The following is a 19,860-nucleotide window of genomic DNA, read 5'->3' as shown; positions in this document are numbered from 1 at the left end:
GATCCGATCGTCTGCTCGCCCAAGCTCGCCCAAGGAGTGCTCGCGCATGTGCGGAATCACCGGCTGGGTGTCCTTCCACCAGGACGTCCGCCACAGCGCCCCCGTCATCGAGGCGATGACCGCCACCATGACCCTGCGCGGCCCCGATGCCGGCGGTGTCTGGCTCGGCCGCCACGCCGCCCTCGGCCACCGCCGCCTCGCCGTCATCGACATCGACGGCGGCGCCCAGCCCATGCCCGACCGCCGGGACGAGCCCGGCGTCGTCCTCACCTACAGCGGCGAGGTCTACAACCACCACCAGCTGCGCGCCGAACTCCGCGCCAAGGGCCACCGCTTCGAGACCCGCAGCGACACCGAGGTGGTGCTCCGCGCCTACCAGGAGTGGGGCGACGCCCTCGTCGAGCGGCTGGAGGGCATGTACGCCTTCGCCGTCTGGGACGAGCGCGAGCAGCGCCTGCTGCTGGTCCGCGACCGGCTCGGCGTCAAGCCGCTGTTCTGGGCCGAGATCGACGGCGGCCTCGCCTTCGGCTCCGAGCCCAAGGCGCTCTTCGCCCACCCGGAGATCACCCCCACGGTGGACGCCGACGGCCTGCGCGAGGCCTACAGCCTGCTCTTCAACACCGGCCCCACGGTCTGGGCCGGCGTCCGCGAGGTCCACCCCGGCGCCCTGCTCGTGCTCGACCGCGCCGGGATCCGCGAGACCCGCTACTGGGAGCTCACCGCCCGCCCCCACACCGACGGCCTGGACGCCACCAAGGAGCGGATCGGCGAGCTCGTCAACCGCGCCGCCCGCGCCCAGCTGGAGGCCGACGTCCCGCTCTGCAGCCTGCTCTCCGGCGGCCTGGACTCGACCATCGTCACCGCCCTGGTCGCCGACGAACTGCGCCTCCAGGAGGGCCCGCAGGCCAAGCTGCGCTCCTACGCGGTCGACTACAGCGACCAGGCCGAGCAGTTCACCGGCGACGTGCTGCGCACCGGCCACGACACCCCGTTCGCCGCCGAGGCCGGCGCGTTCATCGGCAGCGACCACTCCACCGTGGTGCTCGACCCGCGCACCCTGCTGGACCTGGAGCACCGCCGCGCCGTCGTCGTCTCCCGGGACTCGCCGATCGGCGTCGGCGACATGGACACCTCGCTCTACCTGCTGTTCGGCGAGATCCGCAAGCACTCCACGGTCGCGCTCTCCGGCGAGGCGGCCGACGAGGTGTTCGGCGGCTACCCGTGGTTCCACAACCCCAAGGCGCTCGCCGCGCAGACCTTCCCCTGGCTGCTGGTCACCGGGGACGAGGCGGCCATGCCGATCAACCCGGACCTCGCCGCCCACCTGCGGATCGCCGAGTTCCGCGACGACACCTACCGCAGCGCGCTGGCCGCCGTCCCGCACGCGGACGGCGAGAGCCCCGAGGAGCACCGCCAGCGCGAGATGCAGCACCTGTCGATGACCCGCTGGCTGCGCCAGCTGCTGCACCGCAAGGACCGCCTCTCGATGGCCCAGGGCCTGGAGGTGCGGGTGCCGTACTGCGACCACCGGCTGGTCGAGTACGCGTTCAACACCCCCTGGGCGATGAAGAGCTACGACGGCCGGGAGAAGAGCCTGCTGCGCGCGGCCGGCCAGGGCATCGCCCCGGACTCGGTGCTGTGGCGGCCCAAGAACCACTACCCGGCGACCCACCACGCCGACTACAACGGCGGGCTGCAGCGGCTCGCCCGCGAGGCGCTGGACGCGCCGCACGTGCGCGACATCGCCGACGAGACGGTGATCAAGGCCAGCCTGGACACGCCGGCCGACCAGCTGGAGTGGGGCCACCGGCTCCGGCTGGAGCGGGTCGTCGACCTCGCGCTCTGGCTGGACCACCACCGCCCTGCCCTCGCGGTCTGACGGACCCTCCGCACCGACCGGCCCGGTGGGGCCCGACACACGCGTGTCGGGCCCCACCGGGCCGTCCCGGTTAGGCTGCCGGGAGGCGAGGGCGAGCGGCAGGAGGGCCAGGATGCGCGACCCCCGGCACGGACCGCTGGTGGCGATGCTGCTGGTGCTCACCGTGGTCACCGGACTGGTCGACGCCGTGAGCTACCTCGCCCTCGGGCACGTCTTCGTCGCCAATATGACCGGCAATGTGATCTTCCTCGGCTTCGCCCTGGCCGGCGCGCCCGGCCTCTCCGCGCGGGCCTCGCTGGCCGCCCTCGCCGCCTTCCTGGCCGGCGCGCTCGCGGGCGGGCACCTCGCCCGGCGCCGCCCCGCCCACCGCGGGCGGCTGCTGGTCCTCACGGTGGCGGTCCAGTCGGCGCTGTTCGCCGTCTGCGCCGTCCTCAGCGCGGCCCTCGGCCACACCGCCGAACCGGTCCGCTACACCCTGATCTGTGTCCTGGGCGGTGCGATGGGCCTGCAGAACGCGGTGGTCCGCGCGCTCAAGGTGCCGGACCTGACCACCACCGTGCTGACGATGACCCTCACCGCCCTGGCCGCCGAACGCGCCGGCCCCCGCCGCCTGGCCTCGGCCGCCTGGATGTTCGCGGGCGCCCTGCTCGGCGCCGTGCTCGTCCTGCACGCCGCCGTCCCGGTCGCCCTCGCCGCCGCCCTCGCCCTCCTCCTCACCGTCGCCGCCCTCACCCACCACGCCTCCGGCCACCCCGCCGCCCCCTGGACCCGGCCCGATCCGGCCGGCTGACCGGCTGTCGGCGGGTGCGGCCCCGCCCCGCCCCGGCTCAGGGGCGGGTGGCGAGGAAGGCGTCGAACTCGGTGCCGCCGTACCAGTGGGTGGTGCGGCCCTGCGGGGTCATGCCGAGGCGGCGGCAGACCGCGGCGGAGCGGTCGTTGCCGGGGCGGACCATGGCGTGGATCTCGGTGAGGCCGTCGGCGAAGCCCTTGGCGAGGGCGGCGGTGGCGGCCTCGGTGGCGAAGCCGTGGCCCCAGGAGTCGGGGTGCAGGTGCCAGCCGACCTCGATCTCGCCGTCGCCGGTGCCGTCCGGGTCCGTCAGCGGGATCAGGATCACCGAGCCGACCACCACACCGGTGTCCTTGCGCTCCAGGGCCCAGATCCCGTAGCGGGGGTCGGCCGAGCGCTGCCGCCAGCGGTCGATCATGGCCGGCGCCTCGGCGGGCGACTCCAGGGCCTTCGGGGTGGCGCCCAACCACCGGGCGACCTCCCAACGGGAGTAGGTGTCGAACGCGCGCTCGACGTCGCTGTGCTGCCAGAGGCGGGCGGTCAGCCGTTCGGTACTGAACAAGGGTGTCTCCACAGGGTGGTCGGGGGTTCTCGTGCCGTTCAGTCGTCCTGCGGCTGGCTGGCGCGGCCGGACCAGCGGGGCTCCCAGTGGGCCCAGGAGCGTTCCCAGTCGCGGGCGGCCCGCCGGTCGAGGGCGCGCAGCCGCAGGGCGAGCAGGCCGCCGATCAGGGCGGCCAGGGTGGCCGTGGCGGCCAGGCCGGTGCAGACCACCCCGACGGCCAGGCCGACCGCGGTGGCCGGGGGAGTGGCGGGCCGCCCGTCGCCGTCGACCCAGAGGGTGACGGTGGATCCGGTGGCGGCGCTGCGCGGGGCCTCGACGGTGCCGGTGCGGGCCAGGCCGTCGGGGGAGGTCCAGGAGACCGAGGTGTCGACCCGCTTCTCGTAGCCGCCGCTCCACCGGCCGGCGCCGGTGTCCTCGGCACGGAGCCGGCCGAGGACGAGCGCCTCGGTGCGGTGCAGTCGGCCGCGTTCGGCCTCGGCGGCGCGCCCGGCGGTGCGGTGGCCGAGGACGGCGGCGGCGGCGATCCCGGCCAGGCCGAGGACCAGGGCGAGGCCGGCGGCGAGCCAGGCGCGGCTGCGGGCGCGGTCCACCGGACGGGCGAGGGGTTCGCGGGCCCGGACGGTGCGTCGGCGGCCGAGGGCGCGGCGCAGCGCGCGGCCGGCCCGCCGGGGCGGCGGCACGGTGCGGGCCGGGCGGGGTGTCCTGGACACGATGCGTGCTCCTCACGGCGGTTGGCGTGCGTGGGCCCCGTCGACTCCAATTTCCCCCGGCACCGCCCCCGGGCACAAGAGTCGGTCACCAGGCCGGGGCGAGGGACTCCCGGTCCCCGACCGGGTGCCGGGACCGGGACGTTCGGCCCTCGGCGGGCCGGGGGTCGAAGGGGCAGGCTGGCACCGGCCGCGCCCCCCGTGCCGGGGGCGCGGTGGTCCGGCCCGCTGTGGGGGCTCGCCGGGCCGCCGTGCAGGGCGGGGGACGGGTTTTGGGGCCGTCCCCCGCCTGCGGTGTTCCAGGCCCCAGGATCGGCCCGCCCGGTCGGGCGACACGGTGTTTTCGCAGGTCATAGCCGTATTCTCGCGAGCTATACACTCGGTGTATATCCCTGGTGTATGTTCTTCCTATGAGTGTTCCCCTCACCCTTCTCGGGCTGCTGGAGCGCGAGCCGAGCCACGGCTACGACCTCAAGCGCGACTACGACGCCTTCTTCGGGCGCGGCAAGCCCCTGCCGTACGGTCAGGTCTATTCCACGCTCGGCCGCCTGGCCCGGGACGGCAAAGTCGTCGCCGGCGAGGCCGAGCCCGGCGACGGGCCCGAACGCAAGCGCTACGTCATCACCGAGGCCGGGGTGACCGAGTTCGAGCACTGGCTCGCCGAGCCCGTCGCCCCCGAACCCACCCTCCAGTCGGTGCTGTTCACCAAGGTCGTGCTCGCCCTGCTGCTCGGCCGCGACGCCGAGGCGTACCTCGACACCCAGCGCGCCGCCCACCTGTGCCGGATGCGCGAGCTGACCGAACTGCGCCGCACCGGCCCGCTGGTCGACGCCCTGCTCGCCGACCACGGCCTCTTCCACCTGGAAGCGGACCTCCGCTGGATCGACCTGACCACTGCCCGCCTGGACGCCCTCGCCGCGGAGGTACGCGCATGAGCCCCCTGATAGAAGCCCGCGACGTCGAACTCGCCTTCGGCGAGACCCCGGCCCTGCGCGGCGCCAGCCTGGCCGCCGAGGCCGGGGAGGTGCTCGCCGTGATGGGCGCCAGCGGCTCCGGCAAGTCCACCCTGCTGCACTGCCTGGCCGGAATCCTCGTCCCCGACGCGGGCGAGGTGCACTTCGACGGACAGCGGATCGACCGGCTGGACGAGAACCGGCGCAGCGCCCTGCGCCGGGACGCCTTCGGCTTCGTGTTCCAGTTCGGCCAGCTCGTCCCGGAACTGACGGCCGAGGAGAACATCGCCCTGCCGCTGCTGCTCGGCGGCGTCCGGCGGGCCGCCGCCCTCGCCGAGGCCCGCCCCTGGTTCGCCCGGCTCGGCCTCGACGGCCTGGGGAGCCGCCGCTCCGGCGAACTCTCCGGCGGCCAGGCCCAGCGGGTCGCGCTCGCCCGCGGCCTGGTCACCCGCCCCCGGGTGCTGTTCGCCGACGAGCCGACCGGCGCGCTGGACTCGCTCACCGGCGAGCAGGTCATGGAGCTGATGGTCGGCGCCGCCCGCGAACAGGGCACCACCGTCGTCCTGGTCACCCACGAGCCCCGGGTCGCCGCCTACGCCGACCGCGAGGCCGTGGTCCGGGACGGCCGGGCCCGGCTGCTCTCCACCGGGTACGCGCCGGGTGTCGCGGAGCGGGTCGCCCCGTGATCACCTTCGCGCTGCGCCTCGCCGTCAGCGGCGGCCGTCAGGCCGTCGCCCGGCTGCTCACGATCACCGCCGCCACCGCCGTCGGCGTCGGCCTGCTGCTCTCCACGCTCGCCGCCGTGAACGCCGTCGGGGCCGCCAACGACCGGATGCTCTGGTCCAACAGCGGCGCCAAGAGCCGCACCGAGACGGCGAACGTCGATCCGCTCTGGTGGCGCGACCACGGCCCCGAGTTCTACGACGGCAAGCGGCTGCTGTACATCGAGGTCGCCGCCACCGGTCCGACCTCGCCCGTCCCGCCGGGCATGGCGAAGCTCCCCGCGACGGGCGAGTACTACGCCTCGCCCGCCCTCGCGAAACTGATTCGCGAGACACCGGCCGACCACCTGGCCGACCGCTTCCCGGGCCGGCTCGTCGGAGAGATCGGCAAGGCCGCGCTCGCCTCCCCGGACTCCCTGGTCCTGGTCGAGGGCCAGGACCGGACCGCCCTCGCGGCCCGCCCCGGCGCCCGCCCGATCACCACCATCGCCGACCGGCTCCCGGACTGCCAGGCCGACTGCCCGGGGGGCGGCGTGCGCGGCGACGCCATGACACTGATCCTCTCCGTGGTCGCCGGGGCGCTGCTGTTCCCCGTGGTGATCTTCATCGGCACGGCCACCCGGCTCTCCGCCGCCACCCGGGAGCAGCGCTACGCCGCGATGCGCCTGGTCGGGGCGACACCCCGGCAGATCACCGCGATCGCGGCCGTCGAGTCCACCCTGGCCGCCGTGGCCGGCACCGTCCTCGGCTTCGTGGTGTTCCTGCTGCTGCGACCGCTGGTGGCGACCGTCCCGTTCACCGGGGAGCGCTTCTTCACCGAGGACCTCACCCTCACCGCCGTCCAGTGCGCGGCCGTGCTGCTCGGCGTCCCGCTCGCCGCCGCCGTGGCCGCCCGGCTCGCCCTGCGCCGGGTCACCGTCTCCCCGCTCGGCGTCAGCCGCCGGGCCACCCCGAAGCCGCCGTCCGTCTGGCGGGTGGCGCCGCTGCTGGCGGGGCTCGCCGAACTCGCCTGGTTCGTCGGCCGCCGCCCGCAGACCACCAACGGCCAGACCGCCGCCTACCTGACCGGCTTCCTGGTGGTCATGTTCGGCCTGGTGGTCGCCGGCCCCTGGCTGACCATGGCCGTGGCCCGGCTGGTCGCCGCCCGGACCAGCCGCCCGGCCACCCTGATCGCCGTGCGCCGGCTCGCCGACGACCCCAAGGCCGGGTTCCGCTCGGTGGCCGGCCTGATCCTGGCCCTGTTCGTCACCACCGCGACGGTCGCCATCATCGGCACCATCGACCTCAACCGCGGCGAGCTCAGCGGAGACCCGCAGACCCGGGTCGCGGTGGAGCACGGTGTCATGGCCGGCGAGCCGCCGATGACCGATGCCCTCCCGGAGCGGGTCCTCGCCGACCTGCGGGCCGTGCCCGGCTTCCAGGGCCTCGCCGTCGCCCACGCCAACCCGGACGGCCTGGCGCACGATCCGGACGCCCCGCCCGACTGGCCCGAGGCCTCCCTGGTGTCCTGCGCCGACCTCGCCCAGACCCCGGCGGTCGGCCACTGCGCCCCCGGCGCCGCCGTCGCCGCCGTCGAGCCGTTCGGCTTCCTGAGCCTGACCTCGCAGGCCGCGAAGGAATGGCCGACCGCGCCGATCACCGCCGAGGCCGTCGACCGGCTGCCCGTGGTGTCGCTCTACGTGACGACGGACGGGACGACCGCCGCCAAGGAGCGCGTCCGCACCCTGCTCAGCCGGGCTTTCCCGGACCAGCACGCCCGGATGGTCCAGGACTGGGGCTCCGCCCAGCAGAAGGAACTCGCCGGCTGGCGGCAGCTGGCCGACGTGGTGCTGCTCACCACCCTGCCGATCGCCGGCTGCAGCCTGGCGGTCAGTGTGGTCGCGGGCCTGTCCGACCGGCGCCGGCCGTTCGCGATGCTCCGGCTCACCGGGGCGCCGCTGCGGATGCTGCGGGTGGTGATCGGCCTGGAGAGCGCGCTGCCGCTGCTGGTGGTGTCGGCCATCGCGATCGGGACGGGCTTCGGCGCGGCCGCGATGTTCCTCAAGTCGCAGATGGACTACGACCTGGTTTCGCCCGGCGCGGTGTTCTTCGGCCTGGTGCTGCTCGGGCTGGCGTCCTCGCTCGGGATCATCGCCTCCACGCTGCCGCTGCTGAAGCGGATCACCGGACCGGAGGCGGCCCGCAACGGCTGAGGCCCGGCCTCGCCGGACATGCGTGGAGCCGGCCGGACGTGCGTGAACCCCGTGCAGGACAAGCGCGAACCCCGCCCCCCTCGAACCGGGGGAGCGGGGTCCACGCGCGTGCGGACCGGCGACGGCTCAGCGGAGGACGGGGTAGGCGTGCGTCCCCGGCCGGGGCGCGAACCCCAGCTCCGCCCGCCAGGCGCCCAGCACCAGCCCGGACGGGTAGAACATCGGCTCCGGCAGCGCGTCCAGCGGCGGCCGCTCCCAGCCGCCGCAGGAGTGCGGCTCGGTGACCACCGCGGCCGCCAGGCTCGGCGGGGCGAGCACCGCGGCGGTGAGCCGGGGGCGGCCCAGTTCGTGGTCGAGCAGCACCGCGAGCACCCGCATCTCCTCGGCGGGCAGCACGATCCCGGTCTCCTCGGCGAGCTCGCGCGCGGCCGTCCGCTCGAAGGACTCGCCGGGGTCGACCTTGCCGCCGGGCAGGCTCCAGGTCGGCGGCTCGCCGGCCGTGGTGCGGCGGCCGATCAGCACCCGGCCGTCCCCGGTGGGCACGATCACTCCGGCGCCGAGCAGCGGTGCGTGGGTCACGTCGGTTCCTCCGAACGGGGTGACGGGTTGACGGGACGGCGTGACGGCGGGACGGCGTGACGGCGTGACGGCGGGACGGGGTGGCAGGACGGCGCGGGGACGCGACGTCCTGCCGGACGGCTACCAGGCGGCGCGCTCGAAGTCCTTGAGGAAGCACCCGAAGAGGTCCTCGCCCTGCTCGCCGCGCACGATCGGGTCGTAGACCCGGGCCGCGCCGTCGACCAGGTCGAGCGGAGCGTGGAAGCCCTCGTCGGCGAGGCGCATCTTGTCCGGGTGCGGGCGCTCGTCGGTGATCCAGCCGGTGTCGACGGCGGTCATCAGGATGCCGTCGGTCTGGAACATCTCCACCGCGCTGGTGCGGGTGAGCATGTTGAGCGCGGCCTTGGCCATGTTGGTGTGCGGGTGGCCGGCGCCCTTGTAGCCGCGGGAGAAGACGCCCTCCATGGCGGACACGTTGACCACGTACTTGCGGCGGGACGCCGAGGCGGCCATCGCCGGGCGGAGCCGGCTGATCAGGATGAACGGCGCGGTGGAGTTGCAGAGCTGGACCTCCAGCAGCTCCACCGGGCCGACCTCGTTGACGGTCTGCACCCAGCTGTTGGTGTCCGCGAGGTCCGGGACCAGGCCGCCGGCGTCGATCGCCGTCCCGGCCCGGATCCGCTCCGGCGTCGCCGAACCGGTGACCAGGGCGAGCGAGGTGACGTCCTCGGCGGAGATCCGCTCGGCGCTGTCCGAGGCCTGGTGCGGCAGCGCGGGCAGGTCGACGCTGCCGCTGTTGAAGCGGCCGATGGTGGTCGACTGCGGCAGCTCGCCGGCCGGCAGCGGCGCCGACTCGGCGGCGACCAGCTCCCGGTAGGACTCCGGCGGGCGGCGCACGGTCTGCGCGGCGTTGTTGATCAGGATGTCCAGCGGGCCGTCCGCCGCGACCTCGTCGGCCAGCGCCATCACCTGGGCCGGGTCGCGCAGGTCGATGCCGACGATCTTCAGCCGGTGCAGCCACTCGGCGCTGTCCGGCATCGCGGTGAAGCGGCGGATCGCGTCGTTGGGGAAGCGGGTGGTGATGGTGGTGTGCGCGCCGTCGCGCAGCAGCATCAGCGCGATGTACATACCGATCTTGGCGCGGCCGCCGGTCAGCAGCGCGCGCTTTCCGGTCAGGTCGGCGCGGGCGTCGCGCCGGGCCCGGTTCTTGGTCGCACAGCCCTGGCAGAGGTTGTGGTAGAACGCGTCGACCTCGATGTAGCGCTGCTTGCAGATGTAGCAGGAGCGGGGGCGCTCCAGGATCCCGGCGATCTCGGTGGTGGTGACGGTGGTCAGGCCGAAGGCGCCGGCCGTCTCGTCGTCGATCCGGCTCGGGGCGCCGGTCGCGGTGCGCGCGGTGACCTCGCGGTCGTTGGCGGTCTTGCGGGCCCGGGTCTCCTGGCGGCGGCGCTGCTTGAGCGTGCGGAATATGCCGCCGACGGCCTGGCGGACGGTGATCGCGTCCGGGTGGTCGACGTGCAGCTCGTCCAGCTCGGCCAGCACCTCCAGGCAGAGCCGGAGCCGCTCGGGGTCGAGGCCGGGGCCGTAGTCGATCTCCTCGATGTCCTCTTCGCCCCGCTGCTGTCCGCTGTCCACGCCCGCTGCTGCCGTCGATCCCGCCGCCATGCCTCTGCCGTTCCCGCTCGCCTCGCCGATCACGGCGTCCGCCGCGTCTACCGCGTGAATGCTACGGGAGCGGCCCCGGCCGGGGCGAAAGCCCGGGATTTGGATGATCCTCCATATCTACGCGCGGAGCTTTGATCATGGCTTGTACGCAGACCCAGCAAACAGCGGCCAGCTGGCGTTTGTCCTACCGGTACCGGAGAATCGAACGTTGGGTGCAGGGGCGCCCGAGTGCGCCCTGCGGCCGTGCCGCACCCGCACCCGAGGTGTAATTTCTCCCAGCCAGAGAGCCCCGTTTCATGCGCTTCCTGAACGACCTCATGCCCTCGTACGACCTCACGTACGACGACGTCTTCATGGTCCCCAGCCGATCCGCCGTGGGCTCCCGCCAGGCTGTCGACCTCTCCTCCAACGACGGCACCGGCACCACCATCCCGCTGGTCGTGGCCAACATGACCGCCATAGCCGGCCGTCGGATGGCCGAGACCGTCGCCCGCCGCGGCGGCCTGGTCGCCATCCCGCAGGACATCCCGACCGAGGTCATCGCCGAGGTCGTCGGCTGGGTCAAGCAGCGCCACCTGGTGCACGACACCGCCATCACCCTCGACCCCGGCGCCACCGTCGCCGAGGCGCTCTCGCTGCTGCCCAAGCGCGCCCACGGCGCGCTGGTCGTGGTCGAGGACGGCCGCCCCGTCGGCGTCGTCACCGACTCCGACTGCCAGGGCGTCGACCGCTTCACCTCGCTCGCCGAGGTGATGTCCCGCGACCTGCTGCTGCTGGACGAGGGCATCGACCCGCGCGACGCCTTCGACAAGCTCAGCGAGGCGCACCGCAAGCTCGCCCCGGTCGTCGACCGCGACGGCCGGCTGGTCGGCCTGCTCACCCGCAAGAACGCGCTGCGCGCCACCCTCTACACCCCGGCCGTCGACGCCGCCGGCAAGCTGCGGATCGCCGCCACCGTCGGCATCAACGGCGATGTCGCCGGCAAGGCCAAGGCCCTGCTGGAGGCCGGCGCCGACACGCTGGTCGTGGACACCGCGCACGGCCACCAGGAGTCGATGATCAGCGCGCTGCGCGCCGTGCGCGGGCTGGACCCGCAGGTCCCGATCGTCGCGGGCAATGTCGTCTCGGCGGCCGGTGTGCGCGACCTGGTCGAGGCCGGCGCGGACATCCTGAAGGTCGGCGTCGGCCCGGGCGCCATGTGCACCACCCGGATGATGACCGGCGTCGGCCGCCCGCAGTTCTCCGCCGTGCTGGAGTGCGCCGCCGAGGCCCGCCGCCTGGGCAAGCACGTCTGGGCCGACGGCGGGGTGCGCCACCCGCGCGACGTCGCCATGGCGCTGGCCGCCGGCGCGTCCAATGTGATGGTCGGCTCCTGGTTCGCCGGCACCTACGAGTCGCCCGGCGACCTCCAGACCTCCGCCGACGGCCGGCAGTACAAGGAGTCCTTCGGCATGGCCTCCAAGCGGGCCGTGAGCAACCGCACCGCCCAGGACTCCTCGTACGACCGGGCCCGCAAGGCGCTGTTCGAGGAGGGCATCTCGCACTCCCGGATGTTCCTCGACCCGGCCCGCCCGGGCGTCGAGGACCTCATCGACTCCATCGTCGCGGGCGTGCGCAGCTCCTGCACCTACGCGGGCGCGGCCAGCCTGGAGGAGTTCCACGAGAAGGCCGTGGTCGGCATCCAGAGCGCGGCCGGCTACGCCGAGGGCAAGCCGCTGCACTCCAGCTGGGCCTGATCACCGCCCGGCGCGCGTTGCGTCGGTGGCCGGCCTGCTCCTCGCCACGGGGAGCAGGCCGGCCACCGGCGGTTCGGCCGTACGCAGGCCGACCGCCGGGGCCCGCAGGCCCAGCGGCAGGAGCAGCGCACGGCCGAGCAGCCCGACCGCCCCGTCCAGCGCCGTCGCGCACGCCCGCGCCGCCGACGGCCGCCCGCGCAGCCCCCAGAGCAGCCGCACCGAGCCCCAGGCCGCCTCCCGAGCGGTGCCGACCGACCACGCCCCGATCCGGTGCGTCATCGGCTCCAGCCGCTCCAGCACGTCAGGACCGGGCATCAGCTGCTCGCGCACGGCCGTCTCGGCCTCCGCCAGCAGACCGTTGATCCGGTGGTAGTCGTCCTCCAGCTGCTCCGGCTCCCGGCCGAGCCGCCGGCAGGTGTCGACGACGGCGAGCGGCAGGTCGTGCTGGATGTGGGCGTTCATCCCGGCCAGCGCGAACTGCAGCGGGTGCACCTCCGGAGCGGCGCGCAGCTCGAACAGCGGCCGCCAGCAGGCCGGTGGCCGCCGCCCCGCCGCGACCGCGTCCACCGCCAGCAGGTAGCGCCCGGCGAACAGCACGTCCAGCTCGGCCACGGCGGACGGATCGGCGAACGTGCCCAGTCCGGCCCGGACGCCCTCGGTCACCGTCAGGTACATCCGGTTGAACACCGCCACCCCGTCGGTGGGCGGAAGTCCGGCCTCGATCGCCCGCAGCCGCCGGACCACGCCGTCGACCCCCCGCGCTCCGTCCGTGCTTCCCGTGGGCACCCCGACCATCCGTCACTCTCCGATGTCGATCGTGTATTGATCGCATCATCGTGACAGCAGTCGGACGTGCCGCACCGGCGCCGCGCCTCAGCCCAGTTCGTACTCCAGGACGTACGTGTGCCGGCCCTCCTCGTCCACCTCCAGCTCGAACACCCCGGTGATCCCCGCCAGCTCGCCCGTGCCCGTGCCCGCGACCACCCGGATCGCCAACCGCTCGCCGTGGCTCCCCGGCGCCGAGTGCTGCAGCACGAACGACCCCTGCCGCCCGTCCAGCGCGCCCGTGAACCGCTCCACCGCCACGTACGCGGCCGGGCCGCCCGCGCCGTCCAGCACCGACAGCATCCGCACCACGCCCGCCCCGGTCAGCCCGCCCGTGAACTCCTTGGTGATCCGCACCCGGCCGAGCGTCGCGCCCGGCTGCTCGTCCGTCTCCTCCGGCTCGAACGCCGTCACCTCGAAGGCCCCGCTCGCCCTGCCGCCCATCGCACCGTCCCCTCGACGAAAGCCCGTGCGCCCGGTCAGGTACCGACCGCGGACCCACCCTCGCACGCCCCACTGACAACCGCCCCGGAACGGCCCGCGGTCAGAGGCAAGCGGAAAGCGGCAAGAGGCAAGCGGCAAGCGGTCGGCGGTCAGCGGTCCCAGCGGACGGCGAGCGCGGCGGCGTCGTCGGCGAGGCCGCCCGGGGAGACCCAGGAGGCGAGGTCGGGCAGGAGGGCGTCCATCAGGTCCTCCGGGGTCCCGGCCGGGAGCTCGGCGAAGCGGGCGGGGAGGGGGTAGAACTCGCCCGCCGCGTCACGGGCCTCGGAGACCCCGTCGGTGTACAGCAGCAGCAGGTCACCGGGCGACGGGTCGACCGGCTCGGCGGTGTAGCGGCCGTCGCCGAGCAGGCCGAGCAGGCCCAGCGGCGGGGCGTGCCGGGCGGGGACGAGTTCGGTGACCCGGCCGGCGCGGCGCAGCAGCGGGTGCGGATGGCCGCAGTTGACCAGCAGGGCCGCGTTGTCCCCCCGGTCCACGCCGAGCAGCACCGCGGTCACGAACCGCCCGTCGGCGGGCCGCCGGGCCAGCGCGGCGTCCAGGTGCTCGGCGAGCCGGGCGAGGTCCGGTTCGGTGCGCGCGGCCGTGCGGAAGGCGCCGAGCACGTCCGCCGCCGTCTCGACGGCCGGCAGGCCGTGGCCCTGGACGTCCCCGAGCAGGATCCGGATCCCGAACGGCGTGTCCACCACCTCGTACAGGTCCCCGCCGATCCTCGCCTCGGCGGCCGCCGCCACGTAGCGGACGGCGATCCGCAGTGGCCCGATCCGCTCGGGCGGCGGGCGCAGCAGGGCCCGCTGGGCCGCCTCGGCGACGGTCCGCACCTGGAACAGCTCGCGTTCGCGGGCGGCGATCAGCACGACGTTGGCGGTGCTGGCGAGGGTGGTGGCGGTGATGGTGATCAGCGAGGCGAGGTGGACGGAGAGCGGCAGGTGGGAGTTGAACTCCTCCAGCAGACCGGCCACGACCACGGCGGCCGCGCCGGTGGCGAGCGGCACCCGGGCCCGGCGGGTGGTGGCCCCGACCAGGACGGGCGCGGCGGCGAGCACGGGGGAGAGGGTGCTGCCGGGGCCGGTCAGCAGGTCCGTGAGGACGGCCCCGACCAGCAGCAGGAAGGCGCCGCCGAGCAGCAGCCTGGTCCGCCGCGGCAGCCGGGGCGGCGGCACGGCGTCCGGTGCCGCGGCGCCCTCGGGGCCCTCGCCGCTCGCGCTCACGCACCTGCCTCCAGGCCACTCGACGGTCCGACGACTCGACGGCGGCGCCCGCCGGGGTGCCGCCCCCTCCGTCCACTCTCCACCGCCGCCCGCCCCACCGGCATCCCGGCGCCCGTCCCACTGTCCTTCCGCTGCCCGCCGTCCCCGCCCGTCAGTCCTCCGCCCGCCGTCCGTCCGGGGGCCGGGAAGAACTAGGCTGACCGACGCGATGAGACGTAGGAGCGCGGCCCCGACCTCCCCCCTGCCGCAGCGGCAGGGGGTCGATCCGGTGCATCTGCGGCTGCCGGTGACCGGCGGGCCGTGGGAGACCGTGCGGGAGTACCTGGGGGAGCGGCTGCCCGCGGTGGCGGCGGAGCGGGTGGACGGGCTGCTGCGGGCCGGGGAGGTGGTCGGCGAGGACGGCCGGTCCGTCGGCCCGGCCGACCCGTTCCGGCCGGGCGCCCACCTGTGGTTCTACCGGGAGCTGCCGGCCGAGGTGCCGGTCCCGTTCGAGCTGGAGGTGCTGCACCGGGACGAGCACCTGGTGGTGGTCGACAAGCCGCACTTCCTGGCCACCACCCCGCGCGGGCGGCACGTGGTGGAGACGGCGCTGAGCCGGCTGCGGCACACGCTGGCCCTGCCCGCGCTGAGCCCGGCGCACCGGCTGGACCGGTTGACGGCGGGGCTGGCGATGTTCGTGGTGCGGCCGCAGGACCGGGGCGCCTACCAGTCGCTGTTCCGGGACCGGCTGGTCCGCAAGGAGTACCGGGCGGTGGCGGCCTACGACCCGGCGGTGGAGCTGCCCCGCACCGTGCGCAGCCACATCGTGAAGGAGCGCGGGGTGATCGCCGCCCAGGAGCTGGACGCGCCGCCGAACAGCGAGAGCCGGATCGCGCTGCTGGAGCGGCGCGGCGGGCTGGGCCACTACCTGCTGCGGCCGTCCACCGGGCGGACGCACCAGCTGCGGCTGCACATGAGCGGCCTGGGCCTGCCGATCCTGGGTGACCCGGTGTACCCGGTGGTGCTGCCGGAACCGGCCCCGGACGACTTCCGCCGCCCGCTGCAACTGCTCTCCGCCGCGATGGAGTTCACCGATCCGCTGACCGGCCGTCCGTGCCGCTTCGAGAGCCGCCGGACCCTGGCGGCCTGGTCGGACCCGGAGTCCTGGTAACCCGTCCGCCCGCCGCCCCGGAAGGGGTGACCGCGCCCACCATGACCCGCACCGCCGTCCCGCGGTCCCGCCGTTCTGCCGTCTGGATATGATCCACCGTCCGATCGGATGATCATCTGGAAAGAGGTCCCATGCGGCTCACCCATCTCCTCCGGCGCGGCGCAACGGTCCTGGCCGCCACCGCCCTGCTGGGCTCCGGCGCGGTCACCGCCCACGCCGACCCCGGTCTCCCCACCATCGGTTATGGCTACCCGAACAGATCCACCTCGGTGCGTTGCGTCCAGTACTACATCAACCAGCTGACGCACAGCCACATCATGGAGGACGGGCGGTTCGGCCCCGAGACCGAGCGCGCGATCAGGGGGATGCAGGAGCGGGCGGACAGGGACTGGGGCACCCACCCCCTGAAGGCCGACGGGTACTTCGGCCAGGCGACGGGCCAGGTCGTGCTGGAGCGCATCAAGCAGAACCCGTGGCTGGTCGACGACTACCAGCGGGCTTCCACCTGCGGCCACTTCGTCCCTTCGTACACGGTCGTCCTCAACTGATCAACCCTCGGCGGGCCGGGGCCCCGGACCCGGTTCCGCCGCGGACTCACCGCTCCAACAGCCCCGGCGGCAGCTCCAGTTCGAACCACACCACCTTGCCGTCCGGCGTCTGCCGGGTGCCCCACCGGTGGGCGAGCTCGTTCACCAGGTGGATGCCGCGCCCGCCCTCGTCCTCCTCGTCGGCGCGCCGCATCCGGGGCGTGCCGGCGTCCCGGTCGGCCACCTCCACGGTCAGCGTGCGGTTGCACAGCAGCCGCAGCTGGGTCGGAGACCCCGCGTGCACCAGCGCGTTGGTGATCAGTTCGCTGGTCAACAGCTCGGCCCAGTCGGCCAGCGGCGCCAGCCCCCAGTCGGTCAACGTCTCCCGGGTGAACCGGCGCGAGTGGGCCACCATCGCGTGGTCGTCGTCGAGCGGAAGGGTGGCGATCCGGTCCGAACCGGCCGGCCGGGCCTGCGCCATGATGACCGCGATGTCGTCCTCGCTGCTGCGGCCGGTGAGTTCGGAGAGCACCGCGTCGCAGGTCTGCTCCAGCGACCCGCGCCGGTCCGCGATGGTGCGGCACAGCAGCTGCAGCCCCTCGTCGATGTCGCGGCCGCGCCGTTCGACCAGGCCGTCGGTGTAGAGGGCCAGCAGACCCTCCTCCGGGAGGGTGAACCCGACGCTCTCGAACGGGACTCCGCCGACCCCGAGCGGCGCGCCGGGCGGCAGTTCGAGCAGTTGGGCGTTCCCGCCGGTGTCGGCCACCACCGGCGGCAGGTGGCCCGCGCAGGCGGCGGTGCAGCTCCGGTCGACGGGGTCGTACACGACACAGACGCAGGTGGCGAACTGGCCCTCGCCGATCGCCGTGGTGGCCTCGTCCAGCCGCTGCATCACCCGGTCCGGCGCCAGCTCCAGCGTGATCAACGTCCGGGCCACGGTGCGCAGTTGGCCCATGGTCGCGGCCGCCCTGATGCCGTGCCCCATGACGTCGCCGACCACCAGCGCGACCCGGCCGGAGGACAGCGGGACGACATCGAACCAGTCCCCGCCGACCTCGCTCACCACACTGCTCGGCAGATAGCGGTAGGCGATCTCCAGCCCCAGCGTGCGGTGGATCTCCTGCGGCAGCAGGCTGCGCTGGAGGGTGAGCGCCGTCTCCCGCTCCCGCCGGTACAGCCGGCCGTTGTCGATGGCCAGCGCGGTGCGCCCGACCAGCTCCTCTGCCAGCGCGCGGTCCGCCGGGCCGAACGACAGCGGATTGCGGGTACGGATGAACTCCGCGCCGCCCAGCACCAGTCCGCGCGCCAGCAACGGCACCATCAGGTACGAGTGCACACCCGCGTCCATACCCGGCTGAACCCGGTCCTCGGAGGCGACGATCCGGCGCAGCGCCGCCTCGTCGACCTCCGACACCAGGATGGACCGCCCGGTGCGCAGGCTCTCCGCGTACACCTTGGCCGACTGCGAGGTCTCGCCGATCGCGTCGGCCGCGTCCGACATCAGCCCGTCGGCGTCCAGTTCGCCGACCGCCACCGCCCGCATCAGCACCGAGCCGTCCGGCGGCACCGGTGCCGGTTCCTCGCCGCCGAGCACCGCCTCGCGCAGATCGACGGTGACGAAGTCGGCGAACCGGGGGATCACCACCTCGATCAACTCGTGGGCGGTGCGGTAGAGATCCAGGGTGGTGCCGATCCGGTTGGACGCCTCGTTGAGCAGCGACAGCCGCTGCTGCGCGGCCCACGCCTCGTCGAGCGCGCGCTGCCGGGCGGCCGCCGCGTCCCGCTCCCGGGTGAACAGCAGCGCGTTGTCGATCGAGACGGCCGCCCGCACCGCCAACTCCCCGGCCAGTGCAAGGTCGTCGTCCTCGTACGGGCGCTCCAGCACCGTCCGGTAGAACGCCGCGACGCCGACCGGCGAACCGCGTGCGATCAGCGGCACCACCATGAACGAGCGGACCTGCTGCTCGTGCACCGCCGCGGCGCGCACCGGATCGTCCCGGAACCAGGCCATCCCGGCCTCGTCCATCCGCGGGACCAGCACCGGACGGCGGTGGCGGAGCGCCCAGGCGTACGGGGAGGAGGCCGGGAAACGGTGCACCCCGCCGCTCCGGTCGATCGGCCGCAGGGTGGAGCGGTCCGCCGAATGGAAGGCCATCCGCCGCAGCAGCGCCGAGCCGTCGCCGGACGGCCGCGCCTCGCGCTCGCCGCGCACCAGGTCGTCCAGCACTTCGACCACCACCGTGTCGGCCAGCCGGGGGGTCGCCACGGCGGCCAGCTCCTCGGCGGTCTGGGCGAGGTCGAGGGTGGTGCCGATCCGGGCGGAGGCCACGTTGACCAGCGCCAGACGCTCCTGCGCGGCCTTCGCCTCGCGCAGCGCCTGCTGGCGGGCGAGCACGATCTGGTGCTGGCGCAGGTAGAGCCGGGCGTTGTCGATGGCCACGGCGGCCCGGGAGGCGAGCTCGTCACCGAGCGTGATGTCGGCCTCGGCGAAGGACTCCCGTTCGCCGCGCCGGGAGTAGACGATCATGCCGAGCGTGGTGCCGCGCGCCACCAGCGGGGTGATCCGCACCGAACGCGGACGGTCACCGAGGAACGCCTGCCGGCGGCTCTCGGTGATCGCGTCGCTCAGCGGCGGCAGTTCCCAGGACGGCACCACCACCGTCCGCCCGGTGGCCAGCGCCCGGGCGTAGGGGGAGTCCGGGGTCACCTCGTACACGGTGTCGACCGGCAGCGCCTCGGCCGGGTACAGCGGATCGGAGGTGGCCAGGGCCAGCCGGCGCACGTGCTGCGGCGCGGACGGGTCCAGCGGCTCGACGTTCCGGCCGGCCGCCAGCGCCTCCAGGGCGAAGACGCCGCTGATGTCGGCCACCTTGGGCACCATGGCGTCGGCCAGCTCCCGGGCGGTCTGCCGCAGGTCCAGCGTGGTGCCGATGGAGGCGGTGGCCTCGACCAGCAGGGCGAGCCGCTCCTGCGCGCGGGCGGCGCGGGCGTCGGCCCGGAAGCGCTCGGTGATGTCGATGATGGTCGAACTCACGCCGAGCACCCGGCCGCCCGGCTCCTCCAGCCGGAAGTAGGAGGCGGACCAGGCGTGGTCGTGGGTCGGGTCGCCCGGGGTGCGGCCGTGCGAGCGGGCGTCCAGCACCGGTTCGCCGGTCTCCAGCACCCGGCGCATCACGGCCTCGCTCTCGGCGCCGTTGATCCCGGGCAGCAGCTCGGTCAACCGGTGCCCGAGGTGCCGCGCGACCGGCAGCCCGTTGACCCGGGCCAGCGCCTCGTTGATCCGCACGAAGGCGAGCTGGGCGTCGTAGACGGCCATCCCGACCGGGGACTGCGAGAAGAAGCCGTCCAGCACCGCCAGGTCCGCCTGGATCCGGCGCAGCGTGGTCACGTCCGAGGCCACCGCGAGCACCAGCGGGCTGCCGGCCGGACCGGCGATCGGATGGGTGCGGAACTCCAGGTTGACGTGGTGCCCGTCCCGGTGGCGCACCGGGAACACCCCGGACCAGCCGCGGCCGTCCAGGATCTTCTGGAACAGCTCCAGCACGTCCGGCCGCTGCTCCTCCGAGGCCAGCAACTGCGCGGCCCGCGCGCCGATCGCCTCCTCCGCGGAGTAGCCGAGCAGGGCCTCGGCATCACTGCTCCAGTGCAGGATCCGGCCGTCGGCCTCGATCAGCGCGGTGGCGATCGGCACCATCAGCAGCGCGTCGGGCCCCTCGGCCGGTTCCGGGCGCACCCCACCGCCGGACGGCACCCGCCCGGGCCCGTCGGCCCCGCGCTCACGACGCTCGTTCACCATGCTCGGTCACCATGGCCAGCACCGCCCGGAGATCGTCCCCATCAGCCCTGCCATCCTCCCACGCCCCCCACCACCCCCGCACGACACACCCG

Annotated in this window: 16 protein-coding genes; 8 read left to right on the top strand and 8 right to left on the bottom strand. The window is 74.5% G+C overall.

Annotated features, from left to right (window positions below; all coding sequences use genetic code 11):
- The first annotated feature begins 46 nt into the window (after window positions 1-46).
- Both asnB and ADK60_RS35005 read left to right on the top strand, forming a co-directional pair.
- Window positions 47-1,879, top strand: coding sequence for an asparagine synthase (glutamine-hydrolyzing) (gene asnB / locus ADK60_RS35010; protein WP_053650898.1), 1,833 nt, complete (start codon window positions 47-49; stop codon window positions 1,877-1,879).
- A gap of 112 nt (window positions 1,880-1,991) precedes the next feature.
- On the top strand, window positions 1,992-2,669 hold the full coding sequence (locus tag ADK60_RS35005; protein ID WP_053650897.1) for a YoaK family protein: 678 nt from the start codon (window positions 1,992-1,994) through the stop codon (window positions 2,667-2,669).
- 37 nt (window positions 2,670-2,706) lie between these two features.
- On the opposite strand, the gene ADK60_RS35000 is transcribed toward ADK60_RS35005, so the two are convergent.
- Window positions 2,707-3,228, bottom strand: coding sequence for a GNAT family N-acetyltransferase (locus ADK60_RS35000; protein WP_063783358.1), 522 nt, complete (start codon window positions 3,226-3,228; stop codon window positions 2,707-2,709).
- A gap of 38 nt (window positions 3,229-3,266) precedes the next feature.
- Window positions 3,267-3,938 (bottom strand): Rv1733c family protein, encoded by a 672-nt coding sequence (locus tag ADK60_RS34995; RefSeq protein ID WP_053650895.1) that lies wholly within the window; start codon window positions 3,936-3,938, stop codon window positions 3,267-3,269.
- 407 nt (window positions 3,939-4,345) lie between these two features.
- Between ADK60_RS34995 and ADK60_RS34990 the strand changes: the two genes are divergently transcribed.
- The 3 genes from ADK60_RS34990 to ADK60_RS34980 are packed head-to-tail and all read left to right on the top strand — an operon-like array spanning window position 4,346 to window position 7,802.
- Window positions 4,346-4,870 carry a PadR family transcriptional regulator gene (locus ADK60_RS34990; protein ID WP_053650894.1) on the top strand — a complete coding sequence of 175 codons (525 nt, stop codon included), beginning with the start codon at window positions 4,346-4,348 and terminating at the stop codon, window positions 4,868-4,870.
- Window positions 4,867-5,574 (top strand): ABC transporter ATP-binding protein, encoded by a 708-nt coding sequence (locus ADK60_RS34985; protein ID WP_045941700.1) that lies wholly within the window; start codon window positions 4,867-4,869, stop codon window positions 5,572-5,574. The genes ADK60_RS34990 and ADK60_RS34985 overlap by 4 nt, the downstream gene beginning before the upstream one ends.
- Window positions 5,571-7,802 carry an ABC transporter permease gene (locus tag ADK60_RS34980; RefSeq protein WP_053650893.1) on the top strand — a complete coding sequence of 744 codons (2,232 nt, stop codon included), beginning with the start codon at window positions 5,571-5,573 and terminating at the stop codon, window positions 7,800-7,802. Before ADK60_RS34985 ends, ADK60_RS34980 begins: the two co-directional genes overlap by 4 nt.
- Before the next feature lie 126 nt (window positions 7,803-7,928).
- Here the strand turns inward: ADK60_RS34980 and ADK60_RS34975 are convergent, their stop codons facing one another.
- Both ADK60_RS34975 and ADK60_RS34970 read right to left on the bottom strand, forming a co-directional pair.
- Window positions 7,929-8,381 carry a nucleotide triphosphate diphosphatase NUDT15 gene (locus ADK60_RS34975; RefSeq protein WP_053650892.1) on the bottom strand — a complete coding sequence of 151 codons (453 nt, stop codon included), beginning with the start codon at window positions 8,379-8,381 and terminating at the stop codon, window positions 7,929-7,931.
- Window positions 8,382-8,501: 120 nt separating this feature from the next.
- Entirely contained in the window at window positions 8,502-10,025 is a 1,524-nt protein-coding gene (locus ADK60_RS34970) for an SDR family NAD(P)-dependent oxidoreductase (RefSeq protein ID WP_079008943.1), read from the bottom strand.
- A gap of 296 nt (window positions 10,026-10,321) precedes the next feature.
- On the opposite strand from ADK60_RS34970, the gene ADK60_RS34965 reads away from it, so the two are divergent.
- Window positions 10,322-11,761 (top strand): GuaB1 family IMP dehydrogenase-related protein, encoded by a 1,440-nt coding sequence (locus ADK60_RS34965; RefSeq protein WP_045941697.1) that lies wholly within the window; start codon window positions 10,322-10,324, stop codon window positions 11,759-11,761.
- Here the strand turns inward: ADK60_RS34965 and ADK60_RS34960 are convergent, their stop codons facing one another.
- The 3 genes from ADK60_RS34960 to ADK60_RS34950 all read right to left on the bottom strand — a co-directional run bounded on the left by ADK60_RS34960 (window position 11,762) and on the right by ADK60_RS34950 (window position 14,295).
- Complete coding sequence (locus ADK60_RS34960; RefSeq protein ID WP_063783357.1) at window positions 11,762-12,556, bottom strand: DUF5995 family protein; 795 nt, start codon at window positions 12,554-12,556, stop codon at window positions 11,762-11,764.
- 78 nt (window positions 12,557-12,634) lie between these two features.
- A complete protein-coding gene (locus ADK60_RS34955) occupies window positions 12,635-13,030 on the bottom strand; it encodes a DUF3224 domain-containing protein (RefSeq protein ID WP_045941696.1) in 396 nt (131 codons plus the stop codon).
- Window positions 13,031-13,179: 149 nt separating this feature from the next.
- Complete coding sequence (locus tag ADK60_RS34950; RefSeq protein ID WP_053650891.1) at window positions 13,180-14,295, bottom strand: PP2C family protein-serine/threonine phosphatase; 1,116 nt, start codon at window positions 14,293-14,295, stop codon at window positions 13,180-13,182.
- A 208-nt stretch (window positions 14,296-14,503) separates the two neighbouring features.
- On the opposite strand from ADK60_RS34950, the gene ADK60_RS34945 reads away from it, so the two are divergent.
- Together ADK60_RS34945 and ADK60_RS34940 are read left to right on the top strand one after the other, a co-directional pair.
- Window positions 14,504-15,445, top strand: a complete 942-nt coding sequence (locus ADK60_RS34945; RefSeq protein WP_045941695.1) for a pseudouridine synthase — start codon at window positions 14,504-14,506, stop codon at window positions 15,443-15,445.
- Between the two features lie 131 nt (window positions 15,446-15,576).
- Window positions 15,577-15,993, top strand: coding sequence for a peptidoglycan-binding domain-containing protein (locus ADK60_RS34940; RefSeq protein WP_053650890.1), 417 nt, complete (start codon window positions 15,577-15,579; stop codon window positions 15,991-15,993).
- A 46-nt stretch (window positions 15,994-16,039) separates the two neighbouring features.
- On the opposite strand, the gene ADK60_RS34935 is transcribed toward ADK60_RS34940, so the two are convergent.
- On the bottom strand, window positions 16,040-19,768 hold the full coding sequence (locus tag ADK60_RS34935; RefSeq protein ID WP_079008942.1) for a SpoIIE family protein phosphatase: 3,729 nt from the start codon (window positions 19,766-19,768) through the stop codon (window positions 16,040-16,042).
- Between the last annotated feature and the right edge of the window lie 92 nt (window positions 19,769-19,860).

This window comes from Streptomyces sp. XY431 (assembly GCF_001279805.1).
GTDB lineage: Bacteria > Actinomycetota > Actinomycetes > Streptomycetales > Streptomycetaceae > Kitasatospora > Kitasatospora purpeofusca.
The sequence above is the reverse complement of the archived record's forward strand: the minus strand, read 5'-3'. Positions and strand labels throughout refer to the sequence as shown.

Excerpts from the sequence above, each read along its gene's own strand:
- ADK60_RS34985 (WP_045941700.1), top strand. The coding sequence starts at position 4,867 with ATGAGCCCCCTGATAGAAGCCCGCGACGTCGAACTCGCCTTCGGCGAG.
- asnB (WP_053650898.1), top strand. The coding sequence starts at position 47 with ATGTGCGGAATCACCGGCTGGGTGTCCTTCCACCAGGACGTCCGCCAC.
- ADK60_RS35005 (WP_053650897.1), top strand. The coding sequence starts at position 1,992 with ATGCGCGACCCCCGGCACGGACCGCTGGTGGCGATGCTGCTGGTGCTC.
- ADK60_RS34955 (WP_045941696.1), bottom strand. The coding sequence starts at position 13,030 with ATGGGCGGCAGGGCGAGCGGGGCCTTCGAGGTGACGGCGTTCGAGCCG.
- ADK60_RS34970 (WP_079008943.1), bottom strand. The coding sequence starts at position 10,025 with ATGGCGGCGGGATCGACGGCAGCAGCGGGCGTGGACAGCGGACAGCAG.
- ADK60_RS34990 (WP_053650894.1), top strand. The coding sequence starts at position 4,346 with ATGAGTGTTCCCCTCACCCTTCTCGGGCTGCTGGAGCGCGAGCCGAGC.
- ADK60_RS34945 (WP_045941695.1), top strand. The coding sequence starts at position 14,504 with ATGAGACGTAGGAGCGCGGCCCCGACCTCCCCCCTGCCGCAGCGGCAG.
- ADK60_RS34965 (WP_045941697.1), top strand. The coding sequence starts at position 10,322 with ATGCGCTTCCTGAACGACCTCATGCCCTCGTACGACCTCACGTACGAC.
- ADK60_RS34960 (WP_063783357.1), bottom strand. The coding sequence starts at position 12,556 with ATGGTCGGGGTGCCCACGGGAAGCACGGACGGAGCGCGGGGGGTCGAC.
- ADK60_RS34940 (WP_053650890.1), top strand. The coding sequence starts at position 15,577 with ATGCGGCTCACCCATCTCCTCCGGCGCGGCGCAACGGTCCTGGCCGCC.
- ADK60_RS34935 (WP_079008942.1), bottom strand. The coding sequence starts at position 19,768 with ATGGTGAACGAGCGTCGTGAGCGCGGGGCCGACGGGCCCGGGCGGGTG.